Below are 21,111 nucleotides of genomic sequence, written 5' to 3'. Positions count from 1 at the left end.
ATTTTTAAATAGATAGGAGGATTTTTCATGCAATTACAAACAACAATTCATGCGAAATTAATGCAACAATTATCGCCACAGCAAATCCAACATTTAGGGATTTTACAATTGTCGACAGTAGAGCTAATGGCGTTAATCGCTGAAAAGTCACTTGAAAACCCACTAATTGATGTGCAAGAGAGACCACTTGAAAAACCATATGACTGGTTAAAATCTGTTGCGGTTAAGGAGCGGAGAACAAGTGGGCTTCAGCCAATTGAATTTATCACAAAAAATGAACGAACCTATGACTTTTTAGTAGAGCAGATTCCTCTAACCTGTACTGAATTACAGTACGAAATATTAAACTATTTAATCCATTCTTTAGATGCGCGTTTATTCTTGACGACAACGATGGATGATGTTATGAAAAAATATGAAATTGATGAGGAATCGGCTCAAGAGTTGATTGATATTGTAAGATCTTTTGAACCTTTTGGAGTGGCGTCGTACAATCATCGTGATTTTATATTAAGACATATTGCCGATGATTTTCATGCGCCAGCATTCGCTGCATTATTTGTAGAAAACGAAATGGAAGCTCTTGCGAAAAAAGAATTTAGAATGTTGCAAAAATATTATAAACTGACAGCATCACAAGTACATGACATATTTTTGTATATAAAAAGTTTGCCGAGAACACCCTCCATGTCATTGGAAGAAAGTTCTCCATATATCATACCAGATGCTACTGTCGTCAAATTAGATGAGCATTGGATTATTGAGATAAATGATGGGCAAATACCGCAAATTTCTCTTAATAATACATATGTTGAATTATTAAAGAACAGGGAAGATGCATACCTGCAAAAATGCATGAGAGATTATGTAACCATGGTACAAGGAATTGATTATCGACGTAAAACTATGTATGCTATCCTTGATTATTTTGTAGATAAACAGCCATTGTTTTTTGAAAGAGGAAGTGAATATCTTCAACCAATCGGTTTAAAAGATGTTGCTGAGGCATTAGAAATTCATGAATCTACTGTCAGTCGAGCAATTAGGGGAAAGTATATACAAACCCCTTTTGGTCAAATAGCGTGTAAGAAACTTTTTATAAAATCTGTTGGTAACACATCCGTTCATGCGATTCATACAAAAATAACCGCGTTAATCACAAATGAAAATAAAGAAAAACCATTGAGTGATCAACAAATTGTTAGTGAATTACTGAAAAATAACATTGAAATATCGCGTAGAACGGTTGCGAAATATCGCGAACAATTAAATATACCAAGTTCTAAAAATAGATAATCATAGATTAGTGGTGGAGGCAGGGTCTTTAGTTATTTGCCATGAATTTTTATTTTTTGATACGAAAAAGGAAAAAGAAATGAAGGCAATAGGTCTTGAAGAATATCAATTACGTTAGAGGTTGATCTACTGATAGCTTCATTAGTCGTATTAAAAAGAGCCTGGGACAGAACAAAAATAGTATGTCTCACATACGAATCATCAAATCAATTGAACGCGTGGAAACCGTTTTTCGAAGCGGAATTTGATTGACATAAATAATCCCATATGATTTCGAAAAATCATATGGGATTTTCTCTGTTGAAAATACGTTTGTCTCAGGCTCTTTTAAATGGATGTAATGACTAAGAATTCTGTTGTGTGGGGCGATTCATTTAGCCAATAATGTTTTAATGTTGTATCAATCATGATGGAGTCACCAACCTTGAGTAGATTTCGTTCACCATTAGTTGTGACGATCAGTTCACCCTGTAGGATGTAAATAAACTCATGACCAATATGTGTAAAGTCATTTCCCAGATTCTCACCTGGGCGAATGATCACATGCATGGGTTTAAAACTTGCTTGTGTCATACCATTTGATAAATCTTTATAGTGAAAAGGATAATCGTTATTAATAGCAATACCTTTAAAAAATAAACTTGGGTGGACCTCTAGCGCGATGCTAATTTTTTTAAGTGTTTCTAAAGTAGCGTTTGTTTTATTTAGTTCTAATTGTGAGAGAAAACTAATGGAGACACCAGTTGCTACTGAAATCTCTTTTAATGTTTTTTTGCGTTCTTGTCGGATGGTACGAATTTGTCCGCCAACAGTATTCATAGTAAAACCTCCTTATTTTAAGTGTAACCGACCATCATCTATTTGCAAAAAGAAAATATTTTTTCGAGAAATAAAATGTAAGCGGATTCAATGTTTATATAGCCTGTTTCGAGAAAGTAAACAAAGAACTCTCTGAAAATTATAAATAGTTACTTGACAGATAGATTATGGAAATTGTACATTGGATTGAAGTATTACTTCAATTTTGAATAAAGGGGTGTTGGATTTGGAAAAGAAGCAAATGAGGAAGGTTTGGATTGCAAGTTTGGTAGGGAGTGCCATTGAATGGTTTGATTATTTTTTATACGGTACAGTTGCTGCATTAGTATTTACTAAAGTCTTTTTTGTAGCAGAAGACCCGACCATCGGTTTGCTATTATCTTATGCTTCATTGGCATTAGCATTTTTCATTAGACCATTTGGTGGTATTATATTTAGCCATATCGGTGATCGGGTAGGACGGAAAAAAACATTGGTGATGACTTTATCGTTGATGGGTGTTGCAACAGTGTTAATGGGCTTATTACCTACATATCAAGCAATTGGTATTGCTGCACCAATTATTCTTGTAACATTGCGTTTAGTCCAAGGCTTAGGCATTGGAGGCGAATGGGGTGGTGCAATGCTACTAGCCGTTGAATACGCACCGAAGGAAAAACGAGGGTTATTTGGTTCAATCCCTCAAATGGGTGTACCGATTGGTATGTTCTTAGGTTCAGGTGCATTAACATTGATTACAACGACAGTATCAACGGAAGCATTTATTTCATGGGGATGGAGAATTCCGTTTTTATTTAGTGCATTATTAGTATTATTTGGTTTATGGATTCGTAAAGGAATCGATGAAACTCCGTCCTTTAAAGAAGTTCAAAAATCAGGAGATATCCCAAAGATACCATTAGTCGAAACATTAAAAACACATTGGCGTGAAGTATTAATTGCAATTGGTGGTAAAGTAGTCGAAACAGCACCATTTTATATTTTTGGTACATTTATCGTGTCCTACGGTACAACAAATTTAGGTTTCTCCAATACAGAAGTATTAGTATCAGTTATGATTGCAACAATTGTCACGACAATTCTTATACCAATAATGGGTAGCTTGTCTGATAAAATTGGGCGTAAGAAAATGTATATTTATGGAGCAGTGGCTATGTTAGTATATGCCTTCCCTTATTTCTGGTTGTTAGAACAACGTACACTAACAACTTTGATTATTGCTACTATTATTGGGTTAGGTGTAATTTGGGCGCCAATTACTGCGGTCTTAGGTACGATGTTTTCAGAAATTTTCTCTGCAAAGGTTCGCTATACAGGTGTATCATTGGGTTATCAAATCGGGGCGGCAATTGCAGGTGGTACAGCACCACTAGTAGCGACAGCTTTATTATTAGAATTCAATAATTCCTATATTCCGATTGCTCTATATATTATGTTAACGGCTGTTATTTCATTAGTATCAGTATTAGCTGTGCGCGATCGACGTCATCAAGAACTAGATGATTTTTCACAAGATACAGAGGAAAAAGAAGAACGAAAAAAACCATTGCAGACACAGCATTAACTAAAAAGGAGTTTGATTATGATTATATTAGAGGAACATCAAATACAACAGCATTACACGATGAAGGATGCTATTGACGATGTGAAGAAAGTATTAAAATCGAAGTATTTAAATAAGCTCGAGACACCGATTAGAACAGTCATCGATTTTCCAGCACAGGATGCATCTATTTTATATATGCCTAGTGCCGATAGTGAGCAGCAATTTGCAGCAAATAAAATTGTGTCCATTTTCCCGAATAATGCCGCGGAAAACTTACCGACAACACAGGGCGTGACTTTGCTGTCGGATGCTCAAAATGGTCGTTCATTAGCCTTGCTAAATGCTTCATACTTAACGAGACTTCGTACAGGTGCATTGACCGCGATCGCTACCGACTACTTAGCACAAGAAGAAGCTAAAGTATTGACTGTAATTGGTACAGGTGGAATGGCGTTTGAACAAGTTCTTGGTATACTTGCAGTTCGGGAGATTGAGACGATTTATCTTGTGAACCGTACAATTGAAAAAGCAGTGATTTTCCAACAACGATTACAAAAACACTACCCAAAAATGATGATCATTGTCAGTGAAGATGTCAATAATGCTGTGGCACAAGCACAGATTATTAATTGTGCTACGCGTTCGACAACCGCCGTATTTGATGCAGCTTATGTAAAAGCGGGATGTCATATCAATGGGGTCGGCTCCTATTTACCAACAATGAGAGAAATTGATGAAGCATTAATTAATACGTCTAACAAAATAATTGTCGATGATTTTCATGGTGTGGAAGAAGAAGCTGGTGAATTTATTCATGCAGCGCGCACGACGGACTGGTCATTTGATGATTTACATGGCTCATTGGAGCAATTAGAGATGAAAAAAATTAGCGGACGTCAACATGCAGAAGAAATTACAATCTTCAAATCGGTTGGTGCATCATACTATGACTTGGCAGTCGCAATTGGCGTCTATAAAAAAGCATTGGCAGAGCATATTGGCACAATAATTCCTATTTAATAGAAGATAGAAAAAGGGGTCTCCGTCATGGAGGGCACTGAAAAAGTCCACTTATGCACAGATAAGCGAGGACAGGAACGAAATTCGTTCCTGTCCTCGCTTTTTCTCGTAGCCGTTGATTCCGTTCCGGCGGGCGCTTTTCGCGGGCACGGCTCCAGCCTTCTCCCTCGCTTCGCTCAGTCCGGGTGCTTCCGCTCGTGCTGTTCCCGCAGAAGTCGCCGCCTGCACTCCATCAACTTGTACTATTCATGGGTTAAAATGTGGTCTCGCCCGGTCACGGACCATCCTGTATAATAGTAGTTACTAATTAAAGGTGGTGCGACCATGATTTCCAAACAAGAAACCCTTAACTTAAGTCCCTATATGGCACTATATGATTTAATCATTCCAAAAGATAATATGCTTTGCCAGATCAATGAACTCGTGGATTTTTCATTTATTATAGACGAATTAAAAGCAAAATACTGTTTGGATAATGGTCGAAATGCGATTCCACCAATTTTCGCTGTCAATCTTAAGCGGATATTAAAACTGCTAAATGAAAAAGAGTAAGAAATAGACAATGAAATAAGGCATTTTCTGTTCAAATCGAACAGAAAGTGCCTTGTTTTTATCTAAAAAATCAACTCGTCATAAAAAACATAAGTTTTTCAGTGCCCTCCCGTCATGGAGGCTCTTTTTTTATTGGCGTGAAGATATAGTAATCACTAGTAGTCTAATCGAATCTGGTCGTATGTATTCTTGAAAAAGTAGATAGTATAGTTGACATGTTTTAGTTATTAATATATAGTAAGTTACATAAAGTAACTAAAAAATAGGAGTTTTTAAAATGACAAATACCTTTCATGCAAAACCAAACTTATATGTTTCACATGTTCAATTAAAAGTATCTAATCTTCAGACATCCGTAACGTATTACACAAATGTAATTGGCTTTCAAATATTACAACAAACAGCGACAACAGCATACTTAACATTTGATGGTAAAACAAGTCTTATCTCACTTGTAGAAGTGGCTAATGCACAACCATTTGAAGGACACACAGGTTTATATCATTTTGCATTACTATTACCCACACGCAAAGATTTAGGGAATATTGTACAACATTTTATAAAAGATACGATCCGTATAGGAGCTGGCGATCACGATGTGAGTGAAGCACTTTATTTAAATGATCCAGATGGTAATGGTATTGAAATTTATGCGGATCGTCCGGCAAGTCAATGGAAATGGGATGACAATAATCAAGTATATATGACAACAGAAACTGTTGATTTTGAAAGTGTCTTAGCAGAAGCGGATGGTACTTGGAACGGTCTACCAGAAGGAACCGTTATGGGGCATATTCATTTATCTGTCAACAATTTAGTGGCTACGGAAAAATTTTATACAACAGTGCTAGATTATAACGTCGTGACGCGTTATGGTGCACAAGCATTGTTTATCTCAACGGGTAACTATCATCATCATATCGGTTTAAATACTTGGAACAGTCAAGGCGGTACACCATTACCAACAAATGCAATTGGTTTGAAATCATATACAATTGTCTTAAAAGATAGTGACTATGCAATGCATGTACAAGAAAGTCTAACAGCAGCAGGTTTTGTGGTAGACAAATTTTTAGAAGCACCGGAATTTGGTGGAACACAAGCCTTTTCAGTGTTAGATCCGAACGGTATTCGTATAATCTTCACAACAGAAGGTCAATAAAAATAAACAAAGAACCTGAGACAAACGTATTTTCAACAGAGAAAATCCCGTATGATTTTTCGAAATCATATGGGATTTTTCATTTCAAGTCATTTCCGCTTCGAAAAAAGCTTTCCACGGACATAGCTTCAAACGCCTCTTCACTGCGTTCCTGTGGGGGGGCAGCTCATGCTATTCCCGCAAGAGTCGTTTTCTGCGCGTTCAAAAGTAGCGTGATTTGACGTAGCCTTATTTTGTTAAAAGAGAGAATAGAAGAATAGGGATTCCTGTGATCAAGATAAAAAGATGAGTTCGATTTCAAGAAAGAAATCGAACTCACCTAAATGGATATGCACTATTTATTCATAAGATAGAGAGAGCGATTGACCTTGTGCAATCGAAGATTTTGTTGCATCAAAGACATCGGATGTTCTAATCGTCAGTGCTGTTGGACGAGACTTTTCATCGAGAACAAAACCAATATTTCCTGTTTTTATATCACCAGGTTCATAGTCGGCATTTAGATTGTCTAAATAGACCTCCTGTTGCCAATTCCATTTTTGGTCTGAAGTAAATGCTTCAGAAATTGGGGAGAAATGGACTTTTTTATTGCCTGTATTTTCAATGGTGACAAAGGTTTTTATTAAATCAAAGTTTTCGCGCTCTGTAAGCACATGGAAATAATCGATCATGCTATAAGCAGGTTCTACATATAATTGCTTCAAATTATGAAATGTGACTTTCATGGGTCCAATTTGTTGCACTTGCTGTGTTTCAACTGCTTGAACGATACGAGTGAGACCCAGTTCACTACGAGCTTCCTCGTCTACTTTATGCAGTGTACGATCGCTCGTCAGCTGTGGATTATCTACATAGTCAGCATCATAATTGACAGCGAGTGCAGTAGTGGGTGTCTCTTTTTTTACAGCATTGCTCTCGGAGCAACCTGCCAGGGTAAGAACGCCGAGTAACAAAGCACCTATTACTAATCTAGTCATCATTTAAAGCCCCTTATTTGTTTATTTCACCGGCTATGCAACAACCGAGTTAATGTGATTTACTTATCTTTAATTACCGTTTGTTTTTTCGCATTTTTTTCAATTATTTTAAAGATTTTTTTTGCTTGGTCTGTATTATCAATTTGACCTCTGAATTGTTCTGAACCAGGGCCATATGCGTAGACATTTACATCTTCACCTGTATGTCCACCAGTTGTCCAACCTGTATTTGAACGCTTATTGACAAGTGCTTCAATCGCATTATCAATTGTTGTAATATCTTTGTCTTTAACGGCTACGACAGAAGTGATTTCTTCTTCAGTTAATGTTAAGTTAATGTATTTTTTCAATACTTTTTCAGCATTCATACCATCAGCGATTTGTTCAGCCATAAAATCGGGTGTACGAGAGAATGCTGCAATCGCTTCGGGATTCCAGTTATAATCGCCACCTTGTGCCAATGAAAAGCCACCGGTAGAGTGATCAGCTGTTGCGACAACTAATGTATGTTTATCTTTTTTAGCAAATGCAATGGCTGCTTCAAAAGCTTGTTCGAAATCGGACATTTCGCTCATCGCGCCAACAATATCGTTATCATGACCAGCCCAGTCAATTTGACTACCCTCTACCATTAAGAAGAAGCCTTTTTTATTTTTATCGAGCTGCTTAATGGCAGCGTTCGTCATGGTACTTAGCCCCGGTGTTGAACTGTTACGATCTATTTTCTTATCGATACCACCATCAGCAAATAATCCGAGCAATTGCCCTTTCGTATTTTTCTTCAGGGCATCTTTTGACGTGACATAATTATAACCAGCTTTTTTAAATTCTTTTGTTAAATCACGATCTTTACGAACGAAATTAGATTTACCTCCACCTAATAAAACGTCGATTTTATGTTTTCCAGCGATTAAATCATCGAAATAATCATCGGCAATACCGTTCATATTTTTACGGGTTTCATCATGTGCACCAAATGCTGCAGGTGTCGCATGCGTTATTTCCGATGTAGCAACGAGCCCAGTGGACTTACCTTGCTCTTTAGCGGCCTCTAGTACGGTTTTCACTGCGCGTTTATCATTGTCGACAGCAATCGCTGCATTATATGTCTTAACACCGGCAGACATCGCGGTTGCTGCGCTTGCTGAGTCTGTCACATTTTGTGCTGGGTCTTCAGGATATGTCATTTGTTGCCCTACTAGATAATTGTCAAAAGCTGTTTTGTCTACAAATTTTGATGAGCCACTATTCTTTAAATAGCGATAAGCAGAAGTATAGGAATTACCCATGCCATCACCAATTAAGAATATAACATTTCGAATATCATTTTTTGCTGGTGCTTTGCTTGCAGCTGCAGTAACGTCAGCACCTCCTGCGGTAAACATAGATAATGCCATTGTTGATGCGGCAACGGTCGCCATTAGTTTCTTCGGAAATAGTGTCAATTTAAAAGCCTCCCTTTCAAGTTATATCCTTATAGTAAAGCATGTATGTGAAGGAGAAATGATTTTCATGTAATGGAATTGTTGTCGTATTATTGAGTTTTACTTTAACGGTATAATTTTTTGATTTCTTCAGCGATGAAAGCAGCATCATATTCTAGCCCCTCAGTAATCCACCACATAATAATACCAATAATTGAAGCAGTCATAATTTCTGTAGAAATATTTCTGAATTTAGGATTTGAAATAGATTCTTCAGATAGTAATGCAATTTTATCACGTAATTCGACATGTATTTTTTTTGTGAAACGAGGATGTGCAGAAAAGATAATAAATAACTGACGGTTATCATAGAAATAGCGTAAAAAAAGGGCGAGTTGTTGAGGTGTTCTTTCAGCCTTCGTCTTGAAAAAGGGCTCCAACTCTTTCGAAAAATCAGCTACAATATCATAAACGATGGCGCGTAAAAGTGAACGAACATCAGCATAATGTAAGTAGAATGTTGCACGATTTAAACCAGCTTGGGCAGTGATTTTTGTAACCGTTAATTTGCTCATATCATCAGGGGATGCCACTAATAAATCGTAAACAGCTTTTTTTAACATAGAGGTCGTGCGAATTATTCGAGGATCAATTTTTTTTGTCATAAATAACTCCTTTTATTAACAGTATTTTAAATAATGTTGTTTACTCGACAGCATTGATAAAATTGCGTATGGTCGATCCCATCAATAATTGTTATGATCTATTTTATCGACACTATGTCAAAAAAAGCAATGAAAAGAAGGAATGACAATGAACAATGACAAAAGTAAAAAGATTTTATTGACGGTTTTAATAATTGGTGGGTTTCTAACAATTCTCAATCAAACATTATTAAATGTAGCATTAAGTGATTTTAAAATGATTTTTAATGTATCGTCAAGTACCGTACAATGGTTGGCAACAGGTTTCATGCTTGTAAATGGTGTGTTAATTCCAATAACTGCCTATTTAATGAAACGTTTTACGACAAGGCAATTATTTATTAGCGCAATGCTCTTTTTATTAGTAGGTTCAATCATTAGTGCAGTAGCGACAAACTTTGCTACATTATTAGTCGGTCGAATGGTCCAAGCAGCAGGTGCTGGAATTATTATGCCCCTGATGATGAGCGTAATCATGTTTATCTTCCCAGTAGAAAAACGAGGAAGTATGATGGGAATGATTGGGCTTGCAATGATTTTTGCACCAGCAATCGCACCAACCTTAGCAGGTTTTGTGATTGAATATACTTCTTGGCGTTGGTTATTTATAGGAATGATTCCATTGGCCATTCTTGTTATTTTATTTGCAATGAAATATTTGATGAATGTGACAGAAACTGTAAAAGAGAAACTTGATATCTTCAGTGTTATTTTATCTACTATGGGAGTAGGACTTGTCCTTTATGGCTTTAGTAGTGCAGGAAGTCGTGGCTGGGGTGATGGGCTTGTCTTAACGAGTATCTCGGTCGGAGTAGTGATTATGGTGGTTTTTTGTTTGCGCCAACTAAAATCAATGAATCCTTTATTGAACCTCAGTGTTTTCAAAAATAGAATTTTTACAACCACTTCCTTAATCAATGTGGTTATTACCATGCTTATGTATGCAGATATGATTTTATTACCGATGTATTTACAAGAAGGACGAGGATTTACAGCATTGGATGCGGGACTGTTATTAATGCCGGGAGCAATAGTTAATGCTTTCATGTCGCCAGTTGCCGGGAAGATTTTTGATAAGCTAGGAGCAAAACCTGTTTTCATCATTGGCTTGGTATTTATTATTCCTTCCATGTGGGTTGTGACAGATCTAACAGCTGATACATCATTCACATTTTTAGTCATACGAACAATCTTTTTACGGATTGGATTGAGCTTTATGACTATGCCATTAACAACTGCTAGTCTAAATGCATTGCCTAAAGCATTGATTGGTCATGGTACAGCAGTGAATAATACTGTACGACAAATTGCAGGGGCAATTGGAACGGCTATTGTTGTGACAATCTTTTCTACTCAGACGAAGAGCCATGCAAATGAGTTGGTCCAATCAGGTACGGCGATGGATTCAGTAAAAACGCTAGCTATGATGTTAGGTGCAGGAGATGCTTATTACTTTATGACAATTTTAGGGATTATAGCTTTAATTTTAACCTTGGTCTTGCCTTCTAAGAAAAAAATGCAAGCTATCACATCACACTAGTATAAAAAGAGCCTGAGACAAACGTATTTTCAACAGAGAAAATCCCGTATGATTTTTTGAAATCATACGGGATTATTCATTTCAAGCCATTTCTGCTTCGAAAAACGCTTTCCGCGGACATGGGGCTTCAAACGCTTCGTCACTGCGTTCCTGTGGAATTATCAGCCCATGCTATTCCCACGGGAGTCGTTTTCTGCGTGTTCAATTGATTGGATGATTCGTATGGGAGACAGACTATTTTTGTTCTGTCCCAGGCTCTTTTACTAAATAATTAGTTGAGATTTTTACTTAAAAATGCTTTTGTGCGAGCATGTTGAGGGTTAGTGAAAAATTCTTCTGGTCTACCAGATTCAATTATTTCGCCACCATCCATAAAGACGACACGGTCTGCAACTTCTCGCGCGAAGCCCATTTCATGTGTTACGACAATCATCGTCATATTTTCTTCTGCAAGATCGCGCATTACTTTTAATACTTCACCTGTCACTTCGGGATCCAATGCAGAAGTGGGTTCATCAAATAATAAAATATCTGGATCCATCATCAAAGCACGAGCAATGGCTACACGCTGTTTTTGTCCGCCTGATAAGCTGCCAGGTTGGGCATGAAGTTTGTCTGATAAACCAACCTTTTGAAGGATATCTCGGCTGCGTTTATCGAGTTCTTCTTTTGTCGTTTTTTTAACGAGTTTTGGTGCTATTTCTAAATTTTCTTTCACTGATAGATGAGGAAAGAGGTTAAAATGTTGGAAAACCATACCTGTTTTTGCGGTAATTTCTTTAATCGTTTTAATCTTTGGATAGTGACCGTCTTTTACGAGGTTTTGACCATCAATTTGAATTGAACCACCATCTACTTTTTCAAGATGTACAATACTTCGGAGCATTGTACTTTTACCTGAACCAGAGGCCCCAATCACTGCTACAACTTCATTTTTATTGACTTCAAATGAGATGTTTTTTAACACTTCATTTGATCCAAAAGATTTTTGTAATGTTGATATTTCGATAATAGCCACGAGACGACCTCCTATTCGAATGCGTATTTTTTCTCAAGTAGTTTGAAAATTAATGTTAAAACTGCGGTTAGTAGTAAGTAAATTGCACCAGCAATAACAAGTGGGAAGAAATTTAAATCTCGATTTACTGCTGTTTGAGCATAGTGTAAGATTTCAGGCACTGCAACGGCATAAATCAATGCAGTATCTTTCATCAAGGTAATGGACTCATTTGCTAAAGCGGGAAGTGCAATACGGAACATTTGAGGAATAACAATCTTTACCGTTGTTTGGAATTTATTCAGACCTAAAACCTGTGCCGCTTCATATTGACCCTTATCAATTGCAAGAATACCACCTCTAAAGATCTCTGCAAAATAAGCTGCGTAATTCAAGATGAAAGCGATACTAGCTGCTGTAAAACGATCCAATACTAGGTGTTCACCAATGCCAGGGAGCATAGGAAGACCAAAACAAACGATAATCAATTGTAACAATAATGGCGTGCCGCGCATAATATATACGAATATATGTGCTAGCCATGATAATGGTTTAAAGCTGTTCTTTTGTGCTAACATCACTAAAAAACCAAGTGGAATCGATACGATTATTGTTATGAAAAATAATAGTAGCGTCATTTGTGCGCCATGGAGCATAGGTTTTAGTACCGTAATAAAATAATCAAAGCTCATGTTTTTGTCCTCCTATCATTGTAAAATATAAAACAGGTTCCTACGTAAGGAACCTGTCATTCCAATCAGTTTAGTACTTTACTAGTGCCGAACCATTTTTCAGAAATTTCCTGTGCTTTACCATTATCATTTAATGTATCTAAAGCTTTTTGAAGTTTTTTAAGTACATCATCATTGCCTTTTTTAACACCAACCCCGTATTGTTCAGGAGCTAATGATTCCACTAATGTTTTATAGGAATCAGCATCTTTTTTCATATAGTAGTCAATGACCACTTCATCGATTATAACAGCATCAGTACGACCTGTTTTTAAATCATTTAAGGCAGTAACATTATCTTTATATTCACTTACATTTTTCACATCATTTTTTATAGCGTTAGCATCAAGTGCTTCAGCTGCGGATGATTGTGCTTGTAAACCCACTTTTTTACCTTTTAAATCAGCTAGGCTAGTAATGGTAGAATCAGCTTTCGTGACAACTACTTGTGCATTTTCAAGATATGGTTTTGTGAAAAGTACTTTCTTTTTACGATCATCAGTAATTGTATAGCCATTCCATATTAAATCAATTCGACCACTTTGAAGTTCAGCTTCTTTTGTTGACCAATCGATTGGTTGGAATTTGATTGTATAGCCCATTTCTTTAGCAGCTGCTTTTGCATAGTCGATATCAAAACCAACTAGTTTATTGTCTTCATCACGGAAGCCCATTGGTGCAAATTGATCATCTACACCTACGACAAGTTCTTTAGCCTTATCTTTTGATGAATCAGATGATGAACAACCGGCTAATACGCCAACAAATACTAAGATTGTAACAAACAAAAATGATAGCTTTTTCATGTAATTCTCTCCTTCATCACCAACACTTTAGCGTGCTAATGTATTAGTGCGTTATTAAGTGACTATAGTATAGCATTAAGTGAAGTGATAATACAATAACATTTTACAAAAAAAAAAGAGCATTTTTACAATGTTAAAATGTAAGCTATCTTGCATAAATTATTTGCTGTATATAATAGGTAGAAATAAAAAAATTTGAAAAAGAGTACAGGAAATTATGAATTAGATACTTTAATGCGATGCCTCATAACGCCATCTATACAATTTTGTATGAAAATCACTGTTATATAGATTTATTGACAAAAAATTCTGATTAAGTAAGTGGAAAATGAATGTATTTTTCTTTGGAATTTATGAAAGAATGACGGATTTACGTTTACTTAATTCGATGTATTTGGTACTGTAAAAGTAACAAATAAAGAAGGAGGTCCGTATGAGAAATTCACTTACAGCTAGTTTATTATGTGCTACATTAGTGCTAACTGGTTGTTCGGAATCATCACAAACAAAAGCAGAACGCAATGTAGCTCAAAAAACAAATACAACCTATTATGAACTGTCCAATACCATTCAAATTAATGGCGAAACCTATTCGTCTTTGACACAATATAAGAAAAAACGTTCTTCTGCTATGACAGCTTCAATTGCTAATTTTATTGCTGAGCAGGGTTATTCAGCAGAGGGCTATAATAATAAAGGATTTGATCGCCGTGGTTATAATCGAAACCATGTGGATGCACAAGGTTTTGATTTAGACGGTTACACATTAACTGGTGTCAATGAATACGGCACAGACCGTAGTGGGCGTACCGTGCAATTTGGTACGGATTTTGATCGCTTGGGTTTTGATCGTACAGGTTTTGATGATAAGGGGTTTAATCGTTTAGGTTTTGATAAGAATGGTTTTAATCTAGATGGTTTTAATGCCGCTGGGGAATCAAATCTAGCAGGGGAACCCTCCATAGAAGACTATGATAAAAGAAGTTGGAAAAATATTTCAGCAACAGAGCTGTATATACATGATATATATTTCCAACAACTTAATGAATATATTTTAAAATACCCTAAGTTAAAAGCCGCATATTACGATGAGAGCAGGCATCCTTGGAATGAAAATGCGTATAATATAAATTTCATCTATCAAAATATGCCGTCTATTTTTGAAGATTTACGAGCTGGTATTCAAGTAGATTCTTTGAGTAAATGGTCGATTAAACAACGTGAACATTACGATTCGAAATATGTTTTACAATCTAAAAACGGTGGAGAAATGGTTGTATTATCAGATGAGGCGTTATTGCCACCATCGTTGAAGGATCAGTGGAAAAAAATAAGTAGCGAAAATCCTCAAGTAGAAATTATTTTTGAAGATTCTGAAGGTTATAGCGAATCTTATTTTTATAAAAAAACAGAAAAATTATCGTCAGCAGAACAAGGGTACATAGACATATCACGTAAAGCAATTACGGATAGTAAAGGCAAATGGGCATTGGCAAATCAATTACTTGAAGAAGGTACAATTCAAGCGATTGACGAGCAGGATGAACAGATGACAGTGAATAAGACCCTTTTAAAAGAAGTTAGAAAATTAATGACAACTGACTGGCCAATGCATTATTTAATAGAATCTAATGAAGATATTGAAGTATTTGATCTCCAGCAAAAGGAACTGTATTTACAGCAATTACTACAAAATATTGTTTCATATGAGACTGTGCAACATCTATTAAAATAATCGATTTTCAAACGACTAGCTACATTTAAAGCTAGTCGTTTTTTAGGTTCTATTATCATATTGGAGTATCGAAATAATGCGTGTTTTAGACAAGTAGAAATAGCGAAAGCTTTCCTAGTTGTTTTTCGACAGAAGTCCTCGCCATTTCTTTTAATCATGATGAACATATCTGAAAATAGACATAAAAAAGCACAGGTTCACCAAATCTTCTATACTTAAAATGCTGAATAATAAGCAAATACAGAAAGGGGAGCTGTGCTAGATGAATAGACCAAGATCAAAAGATAGTTTAGTCACAAAAACCGAAGAAATGGCAAAGAGAGATTTTAGATAGTTTTGCTTGTGGTTATTCAAACATATAAGCTGACTTTGTTCTTGAATCGGGTAATAGATGTTATTTTGTATTTTGGGATTTCTACTATAATACAAGTACTTAAGTTAGATCAGCTACATTATTTGACAAAGAACTAAAAAATCCAACAGAGATGAGGGCATCTCTGTTGGATTTTTTTATAACACGTACTTATTTTTCCCATGCACCATTAGCTAGTAATTTTTTCTTACCAACAAACGCCCATAATACAAGTAAAATATTGATGATTAACAATGCAATAATTACATATAAAATAGAGGAGTAAGAACCAGTTGCTTGGAAGATGAAGCCGTAAACAGGTAACGCGATAATTCCTGCAGCAGCTAATCCAATAGCAGCTAAAGAATAAATCTGAGAATAATCTTTCATACCAAATAGTGATGAAGTTAAAAGTGGTACAAGAGTACCTAGCGAAGTAGTCATGAAACCAAATACAACAACACCTATAATGAATACGACTGAATTAGTTGGTGCAACAATGAATAAAATCATTGGAATTACACCAAGAATCATGGCAAAAATAGCTGTGTTTTTAGCGCCAAATTTATCGCTCAAGAAACCAAAAGTAAGCGCACCTGCAACGATACCTAATTGCATTAGTCCAAGTGCTGTTCCAGCAAATTTAATATCAAAGCCATTAGACATTGCGAATGGCGCTAGGTATTGGCCAAATGATGCAATCGACGTAATGATAAAGAAGAATAAAAATAAAGCAATAAATGCTGAAGATTTCTTAGCATTTTTAAACGATACACCAGCAGTTGAAGGGGCAACTGCTACTTCGTCCTCTTTTTGTGAAACCTGTACTTCATCGGCTCCTAATGGTTGAATACCTTTTGAAGCCGGTGTGAAGCGAATTAAGAATATAATAAGTGGAATAACAACAACAGCAACAATTGCAGCTAGGATGAAATACGTATTTCTCCAGCCAACATCACTGATTAAGTTACCAGCAGCTGGTTGTAGAATGGCACCGATAATCCCACCAGTTGCAACCATGATTCCTAGTGCTAAACCATTATGTTTTTTAAACCAGTTATTAATAAGGATAGGTCCTGCTAGCTGTGTAATAAATACAGAGCCGATTGACATGGGAATACAGAAAATATACCAACCCCAAACAGAATTCATTAAACCGAATGCTGCAAATCCACCAGCTTGTAAAATAATTGCAGAAACAAGTACTACGCGAACATCATATTTCGCGATTAATTTACCAGCAATTGGTAATGAAAACATTGTGACAAGTGAAGCGATCGAGAAGTATAGTGAAAAACTACCTACGCCAATGCCTAAATCTGTCGTTACTGGAGTTATGAAAAGTCCTCCAATAGATGTAAGGCCAGCTTTAGTAAGACCAACTATTAATGCAACACCGATTAAAATAATCCATGCATAATGTAGTTTTTTCTTAGTAGAAGTTGTTGTTGAAGCTGTGTTCATGTAATTTCCTCAATTCTGTTGTTAGTAGAAAAGAATAGGAAATACGATATGTCATAAAAATCTAAGTGAACGGATACTCTACTGAATCCCTGCAAGTCTTCATAGAAGTATAATAATTATTTGATATTGTAAATTAGCGATTATTTACGGTACATAACTGAATTGTTCTCTTAGTATGATTAATGAAATAGGCAATTCCATATAAATTTCTCTTTTAAAGTGTGGTAACAGCTGATTACGGTACAAATATTAATGGATAGAAATAAAAGTGTCAATAGTATGAACGGCTACAAAATAACAATAAAATAACTATTTTAAAATATTTAAATATCAAATTTCTGTTTCCTTACATTAACAGTGAATATTTTAACGTTAAAATATTCAGCGTTAATGTAAGCGGTAGTTTAACGGCATGTAAAAGAACTTATTTTAGCATCAAAAAAAGCAAGTGGTAGCAAGTAATTCGTATAAAAAACTGAATAGAATCATATTTTAGAACATTAATAAAAATACACTATTAAGTATTTTTATTAATTTGATAAAAAAGTAAATTAAAGTATTTAATTGCAGTGACCGTTATAAGAAATAAAAAAATCAATAGAAAAAATAATTTTTTTTTTATGTTTTTTGCTTGTTTTTTTACTGTTTTCACACGAATAAATCCCTTTATCTTACAACGTATAACGACTTTTTTAAAAAATAATGCATAAAAAATGAAGTTGTTTTCTAAAAAATGTCATTCAAAAATAGCGTATTCTTTATTCATTTTTGTGAAAATTATATCTTTTTTTTAATAAAATACGACGAGTTTTTACTATCGAAAAGAATTAGTATAAGCTACAATGAATGCATAGAATGGAATCAAAATCATTTTGATAAAGTTATACTAAAAAATATACTAATATAACGGATTTTTTTACATAATAGGAGTGAACTGAGACGACGATTATGCACAGGAACAATGGGAGGAAGTGGCCATTGTTCCTTTTTTATAACTAAAAGATATAAATAACCATACACATAGTAGCGTGCATATTAAAAAAACTTGAATTGAAGGGAGGGATTACGCTGGAATTAGATAAAAGTAATATCTTTTCTTCTATTATATATAGTGGACTTACAGCTAGTTTACTTGTATAGCCTATTGTTACATAGGATGCACTCCATCGTTTGTGCCAATAAGTTTAGGCTGACGAACGACAAGGACATCTTAGTCTGTTAGCAGAAACTAGTGATGAGGGCCGTAATCAGGTTTTTTCACAAAAAAGTTGTCTTTTGAATGAGAGATAGTCAGGAGGGAATATAAACGGACTTACAAGTAGCGGTACTCAAAGAATGAAGAAGTTACTAGATCGGGCTAAAGCGAAGGAAATGATATTTGAAGTAAAAGATTAACCATGCCAGAAGCCTGAACGATTGATTTTGTCACACAGCTAATTTTGAAGAGTCAAGCTTTAGAGAAGTTTTTGGCACTTGCTGAGATGTTAATGCGCAGAGTCGTTCAGGCTATGGTTATTTACCAAAAAAAGCGATTCACGCGTCAGGGCTTTACGAAAACCATTTCTACTGGAGAGTCAAAAGAAGAAATCACAGCTTTTTTAAACGTGAATTAAAATGGAGGGATTAACATGTTGAAAGATATAAAGATTATTGACTTTACTTCATTATTACCAGGCCCATTTAGTACGATGTTATTAGCGGATTTGGGAGCAGACGTCTTACATATTGTCAGACCAAACAGCGTGGTTGCATGGGGAACGAATGAGTATTTACTACGTTCAAAAAAAGTAATAGAGGTCGATTTAAAAGATTCGACTGTTATCGAACAGCTATACGAATTAATCAAGGGAGCTGATGTCGTAATCGAGCAATTTCGCCCTGGTGTTATGGCAAGACTTCAATTAGGTTATGAACAATTAAAAAAATATAATGAACACATAATTTATTGTTCCATTACGGGTTACGGCCAAAATGGTCCTTATCGTGATCGAGCTGGACATGATATAAATTATGTGTCGCTAGCAGGCTTGGCTAGTCAAAGCGGTAGTGTCATGGAGGGTCCCTTAAATAATGGTACTCAAATTGCAGATATTGGGGGAGGCTCAATGTATAGTGCAGTAGCGATATTGGCTGCCTATATTCATCGTCAAAAAACAGGTGAAGGACAATATATTGATGTCAGTATGACGGACACCTCGTTAACATATAATGCATTGACGATTCAGAATTACTTGATGAAGGCTCAAATACCACAAAGAGAAGAAGAACTATTAAATGGTGGAACATTTTATGGTTTTTATCAAACGAAGGATCGACGATATTTTTCGGTAGGGAGTTTGGAACCAGCTTTTCGTCAATCACTATGCGAGGCATTGGGCATGTCCAGTGCTATTCCACTGAGTATGAGTATGAAAAAAGAAGATATTTATAGTTTTAAGAAATTATTACAAGCAGCATTTTCGGCTCATAATTACGCCGAACTTTTGACAATATTTTCGCGATACGATGCTTGTGTCGAACCAGTTTTGTCACTTGATGAAGTATTCAAACACCCGCAAATTATTGCTAGGAATATGATAGTTGATGTAAAAGATACAATAGGTAATCAATCCAAACAGCTCCGGCAACCAATTGTTTTTTCAAACTATACAACTGTCTATAGCCAAATGGTCCGCTTAAACTCATTAACAGACTATTGATGGAAGTCGCTAATCTTTGTAATGCTTGGCGTTTTTCACTGTTTATTTTGAAAATAATACAGTGAAAAAAGTATTATATGGTATACTAGTTTGGAAATTTGGTGCTATTTTGAATATATATATGAAGCAAAAAGTGTCGTTCACACGGGTTGCATACATCATCTACAATGAAAAAACTGAATATTCACGTATTATAAAGGGGAAAATATTATGACGATGTTACAAGATATTTTAAAGTACAATAAAGACTTTGTTGGTGAGAGAAAATATGAGCCATTTATAACGACTAAATACCCTGATAAGCATATTGTGATCTTATCATGTATGGATACTCGTTTAGTAGAGTTATTACCGAAGGCAATGGATTTACGCAATGGGGACGTGAAAATTGTTAAAAGTGCTGGCGCGGTTGTTAGTCATCCCTTTGGTGCCATCATGCGTAGTTTACTTGTGGCTGTATATGCTTTACAGGCAGACGAGGTTTATGTTGTCGGACATTACGATTGTGGTATGAGTGCTATAAATCCGGATGTGCTATTGGATCAAATGGTCGAAAGAGGTATAAATAAAGAAACAATCGATATGCTGAAATATGCAGGAATTGAATTAGAAGATTTTTTGCGTGGTTTTGGCGATGTTGAAACAAGTGTGAAAATGAGTGTAGGAACTATCCGTAACCACCCACTTATGCCAAAAGATATTCGTGTACATGGTTTGATCATCGATCCAAATACAGGTCAATTGGATTTGGTTGAAGATGGAGGTTTGCACGAAAAATAGATTACTAAATTAAGCCACTACTCACCAATTAGCTATGAATAATCATCAGGAATGGATGATTTGCTACTGAGTAGTGGTTTTTACTGTAGAAAAAAAGCTAATGGACTACTACAGAATAGAGGCAATGCAAAAAGTACGTGACATGAAAAGAATGCAGGTCACACACTTAAATGGCTGTGTGTAAAATCTGGTTCTGTTGGGAAGTTTAATAACGCACCAAATTTTATATGATGCTTCTAATTTCTAAAAATAAATACGTTTATTTAATAGGACGCTAAATTTTGGAAGAGAGCTTTTCTTCTAAATTTAAAGCACAGATCAACCTTTGTAATAGAACATAAAGCAATTATATTTCAGATATAGTATTACATTTAAAAATTAATTAGGTTGTTATTTGAATATTAAATATTGTAAAAAGAATCTACCTGAAATATCTATAATTATGTGCTTTTTATTGAATTAATGAATTGTTAATTTTTTAAATGTCATCATTCCACTGATAAGAAA

16 protein-coding genes and 1 pseudogene are annotated in these 21,111 nt (G+C 35.5%); 9 read left to right on the top strand and 8 right to left on the bottom strand.

Annotation, left to right across the window (positions count from 1 at the left end; all coding sequences use genetic code 11):
• Window positions 1-27: 27 nt before the first annotated feature.
• Entirely contained in the window at window positions 28-1,296 is a 1,269-nt protein-coding gene (gene rpoN / locus DEX24_RS03505; protein WP_109305017.1) for an RNA polymerase factor sigma-54, read from the top strand.
• A 327-nt stretch (window positions 1,297-1,623) separates the two neighbouring features.
• Here the strand turns inward: rpoN and DEX24_RS03500 are convergent, their stop codons facing one another.
• Window positions 1,624-2,115: a helix-turn-helix domain-containing protein gene (locus DEX24_RS03500; RefSeq protein WP_109305016.1), complete on the bottom strand. Its 492-nt coding sequence runs from the start codon at window positions 2,113-2,115 to the stop codon at window positions 1,624-1,626.
• Between the two features lie 226 nt (window positions 2,116-2,341).
• Here DEX24_RS03500 and DEX24_RS03495 point away from each other — a divergent pair, with 226 nt between their 5' ends.
• The 4 genes and pseudogenes from DEX24_RS03495 to DEX24_RS03475 all read left to right on the top strand — a co-directional run bounded on the left by DEX24_RS03495 (window position 2,342) and on the right by DEX24_RS03475 (window position 6,395).
• Window positions 2,342-3,679, top strand: a complete 1,338-nt coding sequence (locus DEX24_RS03495; RefSeq protein WP_109305015.1) for an MFS transporter — start codon at window positions 2,342-2,344, stop codon at window positions 3,677-3,679.
• A gap of 18 nt (window positions 3,680-3,697) precedes the next feature.
• Window positions 3,698-4,681: an ornithine cyclodeaminase family protein gene (locus tag DEX24_RS03490; RefSeq protein WP_109305014.1), complete on the top strand. Its 984-nt coding sequence runs from the start codon at window positions 3,698-3,700 to the stop codon at window positions 4,679-4,681.
• A 324-nt stretch (window positions 4,682-5,005) separates the two neighbouring features.
• Window positions 5,006-5,182: pseudogene (locus tag DEX24_RS03480) on the top strand (transposase); the annotation flags it as partial.
• A 328-nt stretch (window positions 5,183-5,510) separates the two neighbouring features.
• Window positions 5,511-6,395, top strand: coding sequence for a VOC family protein (locus DEX24_RS03475; protein WP_109305012.1), 885 nt, complete (start codon window positions 5,511-5,513; stop codon window positions 6,393-6,395).
• 338 nt (window positions 6,396-6,733) lie between these two features.
• On the opposite strand, the gene DEX24_RS03470 is transcribed toward DEX24_RS03475, so the two are convergent.
• The 3 genes from DEX24_RS03470 to DEX24_RS03460 form a co-directional block, all read right to left on the bottom strand.
• Complete coding sequence (locus tag DEX24_RS03470) at window positions 6,734-7,372, bottom strand: hypothetical protein (protein ID WP_146192961.1); 639 nt, start codon at window positions 7,370-7,372, stop codon at window positions 6,734-6,736.
• Between the two features lie 59 nt (window positions 7,373-7,431).
• Window positions 7,432-8,817, bottom strand: coding sequence for an alkaline phosphatase (locus DEX24_RS03465; RefSeq protein ID WP_373863570.1), 1,386 nt, complete (start codon window positions 8,815-8,817; stop codon window positions 7,432-7,434).
• Window positions 8,818-8,921: 104 nt separating this feature from the next.
• Complete coding sequence (locus DEX24_RS03460) at window positions 8,922-9,461, bottom strand: TetR/AcrR family transcriptional regulator (protein ID WP_109305010.1); 540 nt, start codon at window positions 9,459-9,461, stop codon at window positions 8,922-8,924.
• A 148-nt stretch (window positions 9,462-9,609) separates the two neighbouring features.
• On the opposite strand from DEX24_RS03460, the gene DEX24_RS03455 reads away from it, so the two are divergent.
• Window positions 9,610-11,040 carry a DHA2 family efflux MFS transporter permease subunit gene (locus tag DEX24_RS03455; RefSeq protein ID WP_109305009.1) on the top strand — a complete coding sequence of 477 codons (1,431 nt, stop codon included), beginning with the start codon at window positions 9,610-9,612 and terminating at the stop codon, window positions 11,038-11,040.
• 271 nt (window positions 11,041-11,311) lie between these two features.
• On the opposite strand, the gene DEX24_RS03450 is transcribed toward DEX24_RS03455, so the two are convergent.
• From DEX24_RS03450 to DEX24_RS03440, 3 genes are all read right to left on the bottom strand, one after another.
• Window positions 11,312-12,058: an amino acid ABC transporter ATP-binding protein gene (locus DEX24_RS03450; protein WP_109305008.1), complete on the bottom strand. Its 747-nt coding sequence runs from the start codon at window positions 12,056-12,058 to the stop codon at window positions 11,312-11,314.
• An 11-nt stretch (window positions 12,059-12,069) separates the two neighbouring features.
• On the bottom strand, window positions 12,070-12,729 hold the full coding sequence (locus DEX24_RS03445; RefSeq protein ID WP_109305007.1) for an amino acid ABC transporter permease: 660 nt from the start codon (window positions 12,727-12,729) through the stop codon (window positions 12,070-12,072).
• A 65-nt stretch (window positions 12,730-12,794) separates the two neighbouring features.
• The gene (locus DEX24_RS03440) at window positions 12,795-13,574 is read right to left on the bottom strand and encodes an amino acid ABC transporter substrate-binding protein (protein WP_109305006.1); all 780 of its coding nucleotides are present in this window, start codon (window positions 13,572-13,574) and stop codon (window positions 12,795-12,797) included.
• A 433-nt stretch (window positions 13,575-14,007) separates the two neighbouring features.
• On the opposite strand from DEX24_RS03440, the gene DEX24_RS03435 reads away from it, so the two are divergent.
• A complete protein-coding gene (locus DEX24_RS03435) occupies window positions 14,008-15,309 on the top strand; it encodes a hypothetical protein (RefSeq protein ID WP_109305005.1) in 1,302 nt (433 codons plus the stop codon).
• A gap of 523 nt (window positions 15,310-15,832) precedes the next feature.
• Here the strand turns inward: DEX24_RS03435 and DEX24_RS03430 are convergent.
• Window positions 15,833-17,125, bottom strand: a complete 1,293-nt coding sequence (locus tag DEX24_RS03430; protein ID WP_109305004.1) for an MFS transporter — start codon at window positions 17,123-17,125, stop codon at window positions 15,833-15,835.
• A 1,628-nt stretch (window positions 17,126-18,753) separates the two neighbouring features.
• Here DEX24_RS03430 and DEX24_RS03425 point away from each other — a divergent pair.
• On the top strand, window positions 18,754-19,824 hold the full coding sequence (locus DEX24_RS03425; RefSeq protein WP_109305003.1) for a CaiB/BaiF CoA transferase family protein: 1,071 nt from the start codon (window positions 18,754-18,756) through the stop codon (window positions 19,822-19,824).
• Between the two features lie 210 nt (window positions 19,825-20,034).
• A complete protein-coding gene (locus DEX24_RS03420) occupies window positions 20,035-20,604 on the top strand; it encodes a beta-class carbonic anhydrase (RefSeq protein WP_109305002.1) in 570 nt (189 codons plus the stop codon).
• Window positions 20,605-21,111: the final 507 nt, after the last annotated feature.

The sequence above is a fragment of the Kurthia sibirica genome (genome assembly GCF_003143975.1).
Taxonomy (GTDB): Bacteria; Bacillota; Bacilli; order Bacillales_A; family Planococcaceae; genus Kurthia; species Kurthia sibirica.
Note: the sequence above shows the minus strand (reverse complement) of the source record. Positions and strands in the feature narration are given on the sequence as shown.

Bases quoted from the DNA above. Each gene is read 5' to 3' on its own strand.
- rpoN (WP_109305017.1), top strand. From the start codon at position 28: ATGCAATTACAAACAACAATTCATGCGAAATTAATGCAACAATTATCG.
- DEX24_RS03500 (WP_109305016.1), bottom strand. From the start codon at position 2,115: ATGAATACTGTTGGCGGACAAATTCGTACCATCCGACAAGAACGCAAA.
- DEX24_RS03490 (WP_109305014.1), top strand. From the start codon at position 3,698: ATGATTATATTAGAGGAACATCAAATACAACAGCATTACACGATGAAG.
- DEX24_RS03475 (WP_109305012.1), top strand. From the start codon at position 5,511: ATGACAAATACCTTTCATGCAAAACCAAACTTATATGTTTCACATGTT.
- DEX24_RS03470 (WP_146192961.1), bottom strand. From the start codon at position 7,372: ATGACTAGATTAGTAATAGGTGCTTTGTTACTCGGCGTTCTTACCCTG.
- DEX24_RS03460 (WP_109305010.1), bottom strand. From the start codon at position 9,461: ATGACAAAAAAAATTGATCCTCGAATAATTCGCACGACCTCTATGTTA.
- DEX24_RS03455 (WP_109305009.1), top strand. From the start codon at position 9,610: ATGAACAATGACAAAAGTAAAAAGATTTTATTGACGGTTTTAATAATT.
- DEX24_RS03445 (WP_109305007.1), bottom strand. From the start codon at position 12,729: ATGAGCTTTGATTATTTTATTACGGTACTAAAACCTATGCTCCATGGC.
- DEX24_RS03440 (WP_109305006.1), bottom strand. From the start codon at position 13,574: ATGAAAAAGCTATCATTTTTGTTTGTTACAATCTTAGTATTTGTTGGC.
- DEX24_RS03435 (WP_109305005.1), top strand. From the start codon at position 14,008: ATGAGAAATTCACTTACAGCTAGTTTATTATGTGCTACATTAGTGCTA.
- DEX24_RS03430 (WP_109305004.1), bottom strand. From the start codon at position 17,125: ATGAACACAGCTTCAACAACAACTTCTACTAAGAAAAAACTACATTAT.
- DEX24_RS03425 (WP_109305003.1), top strand. From the start codon at position 18,754: ATGTTGAAAGATATAAAGATTATTGACTTTACTTCATTATTACCAGGC.
- DEX24_RS03420 (WP_109305002.1), top strand. From the start codon at position 20,035: ATGACGATGTTACAAGATATTTTAAAGTACAATAAAGACTTTGTTGGT.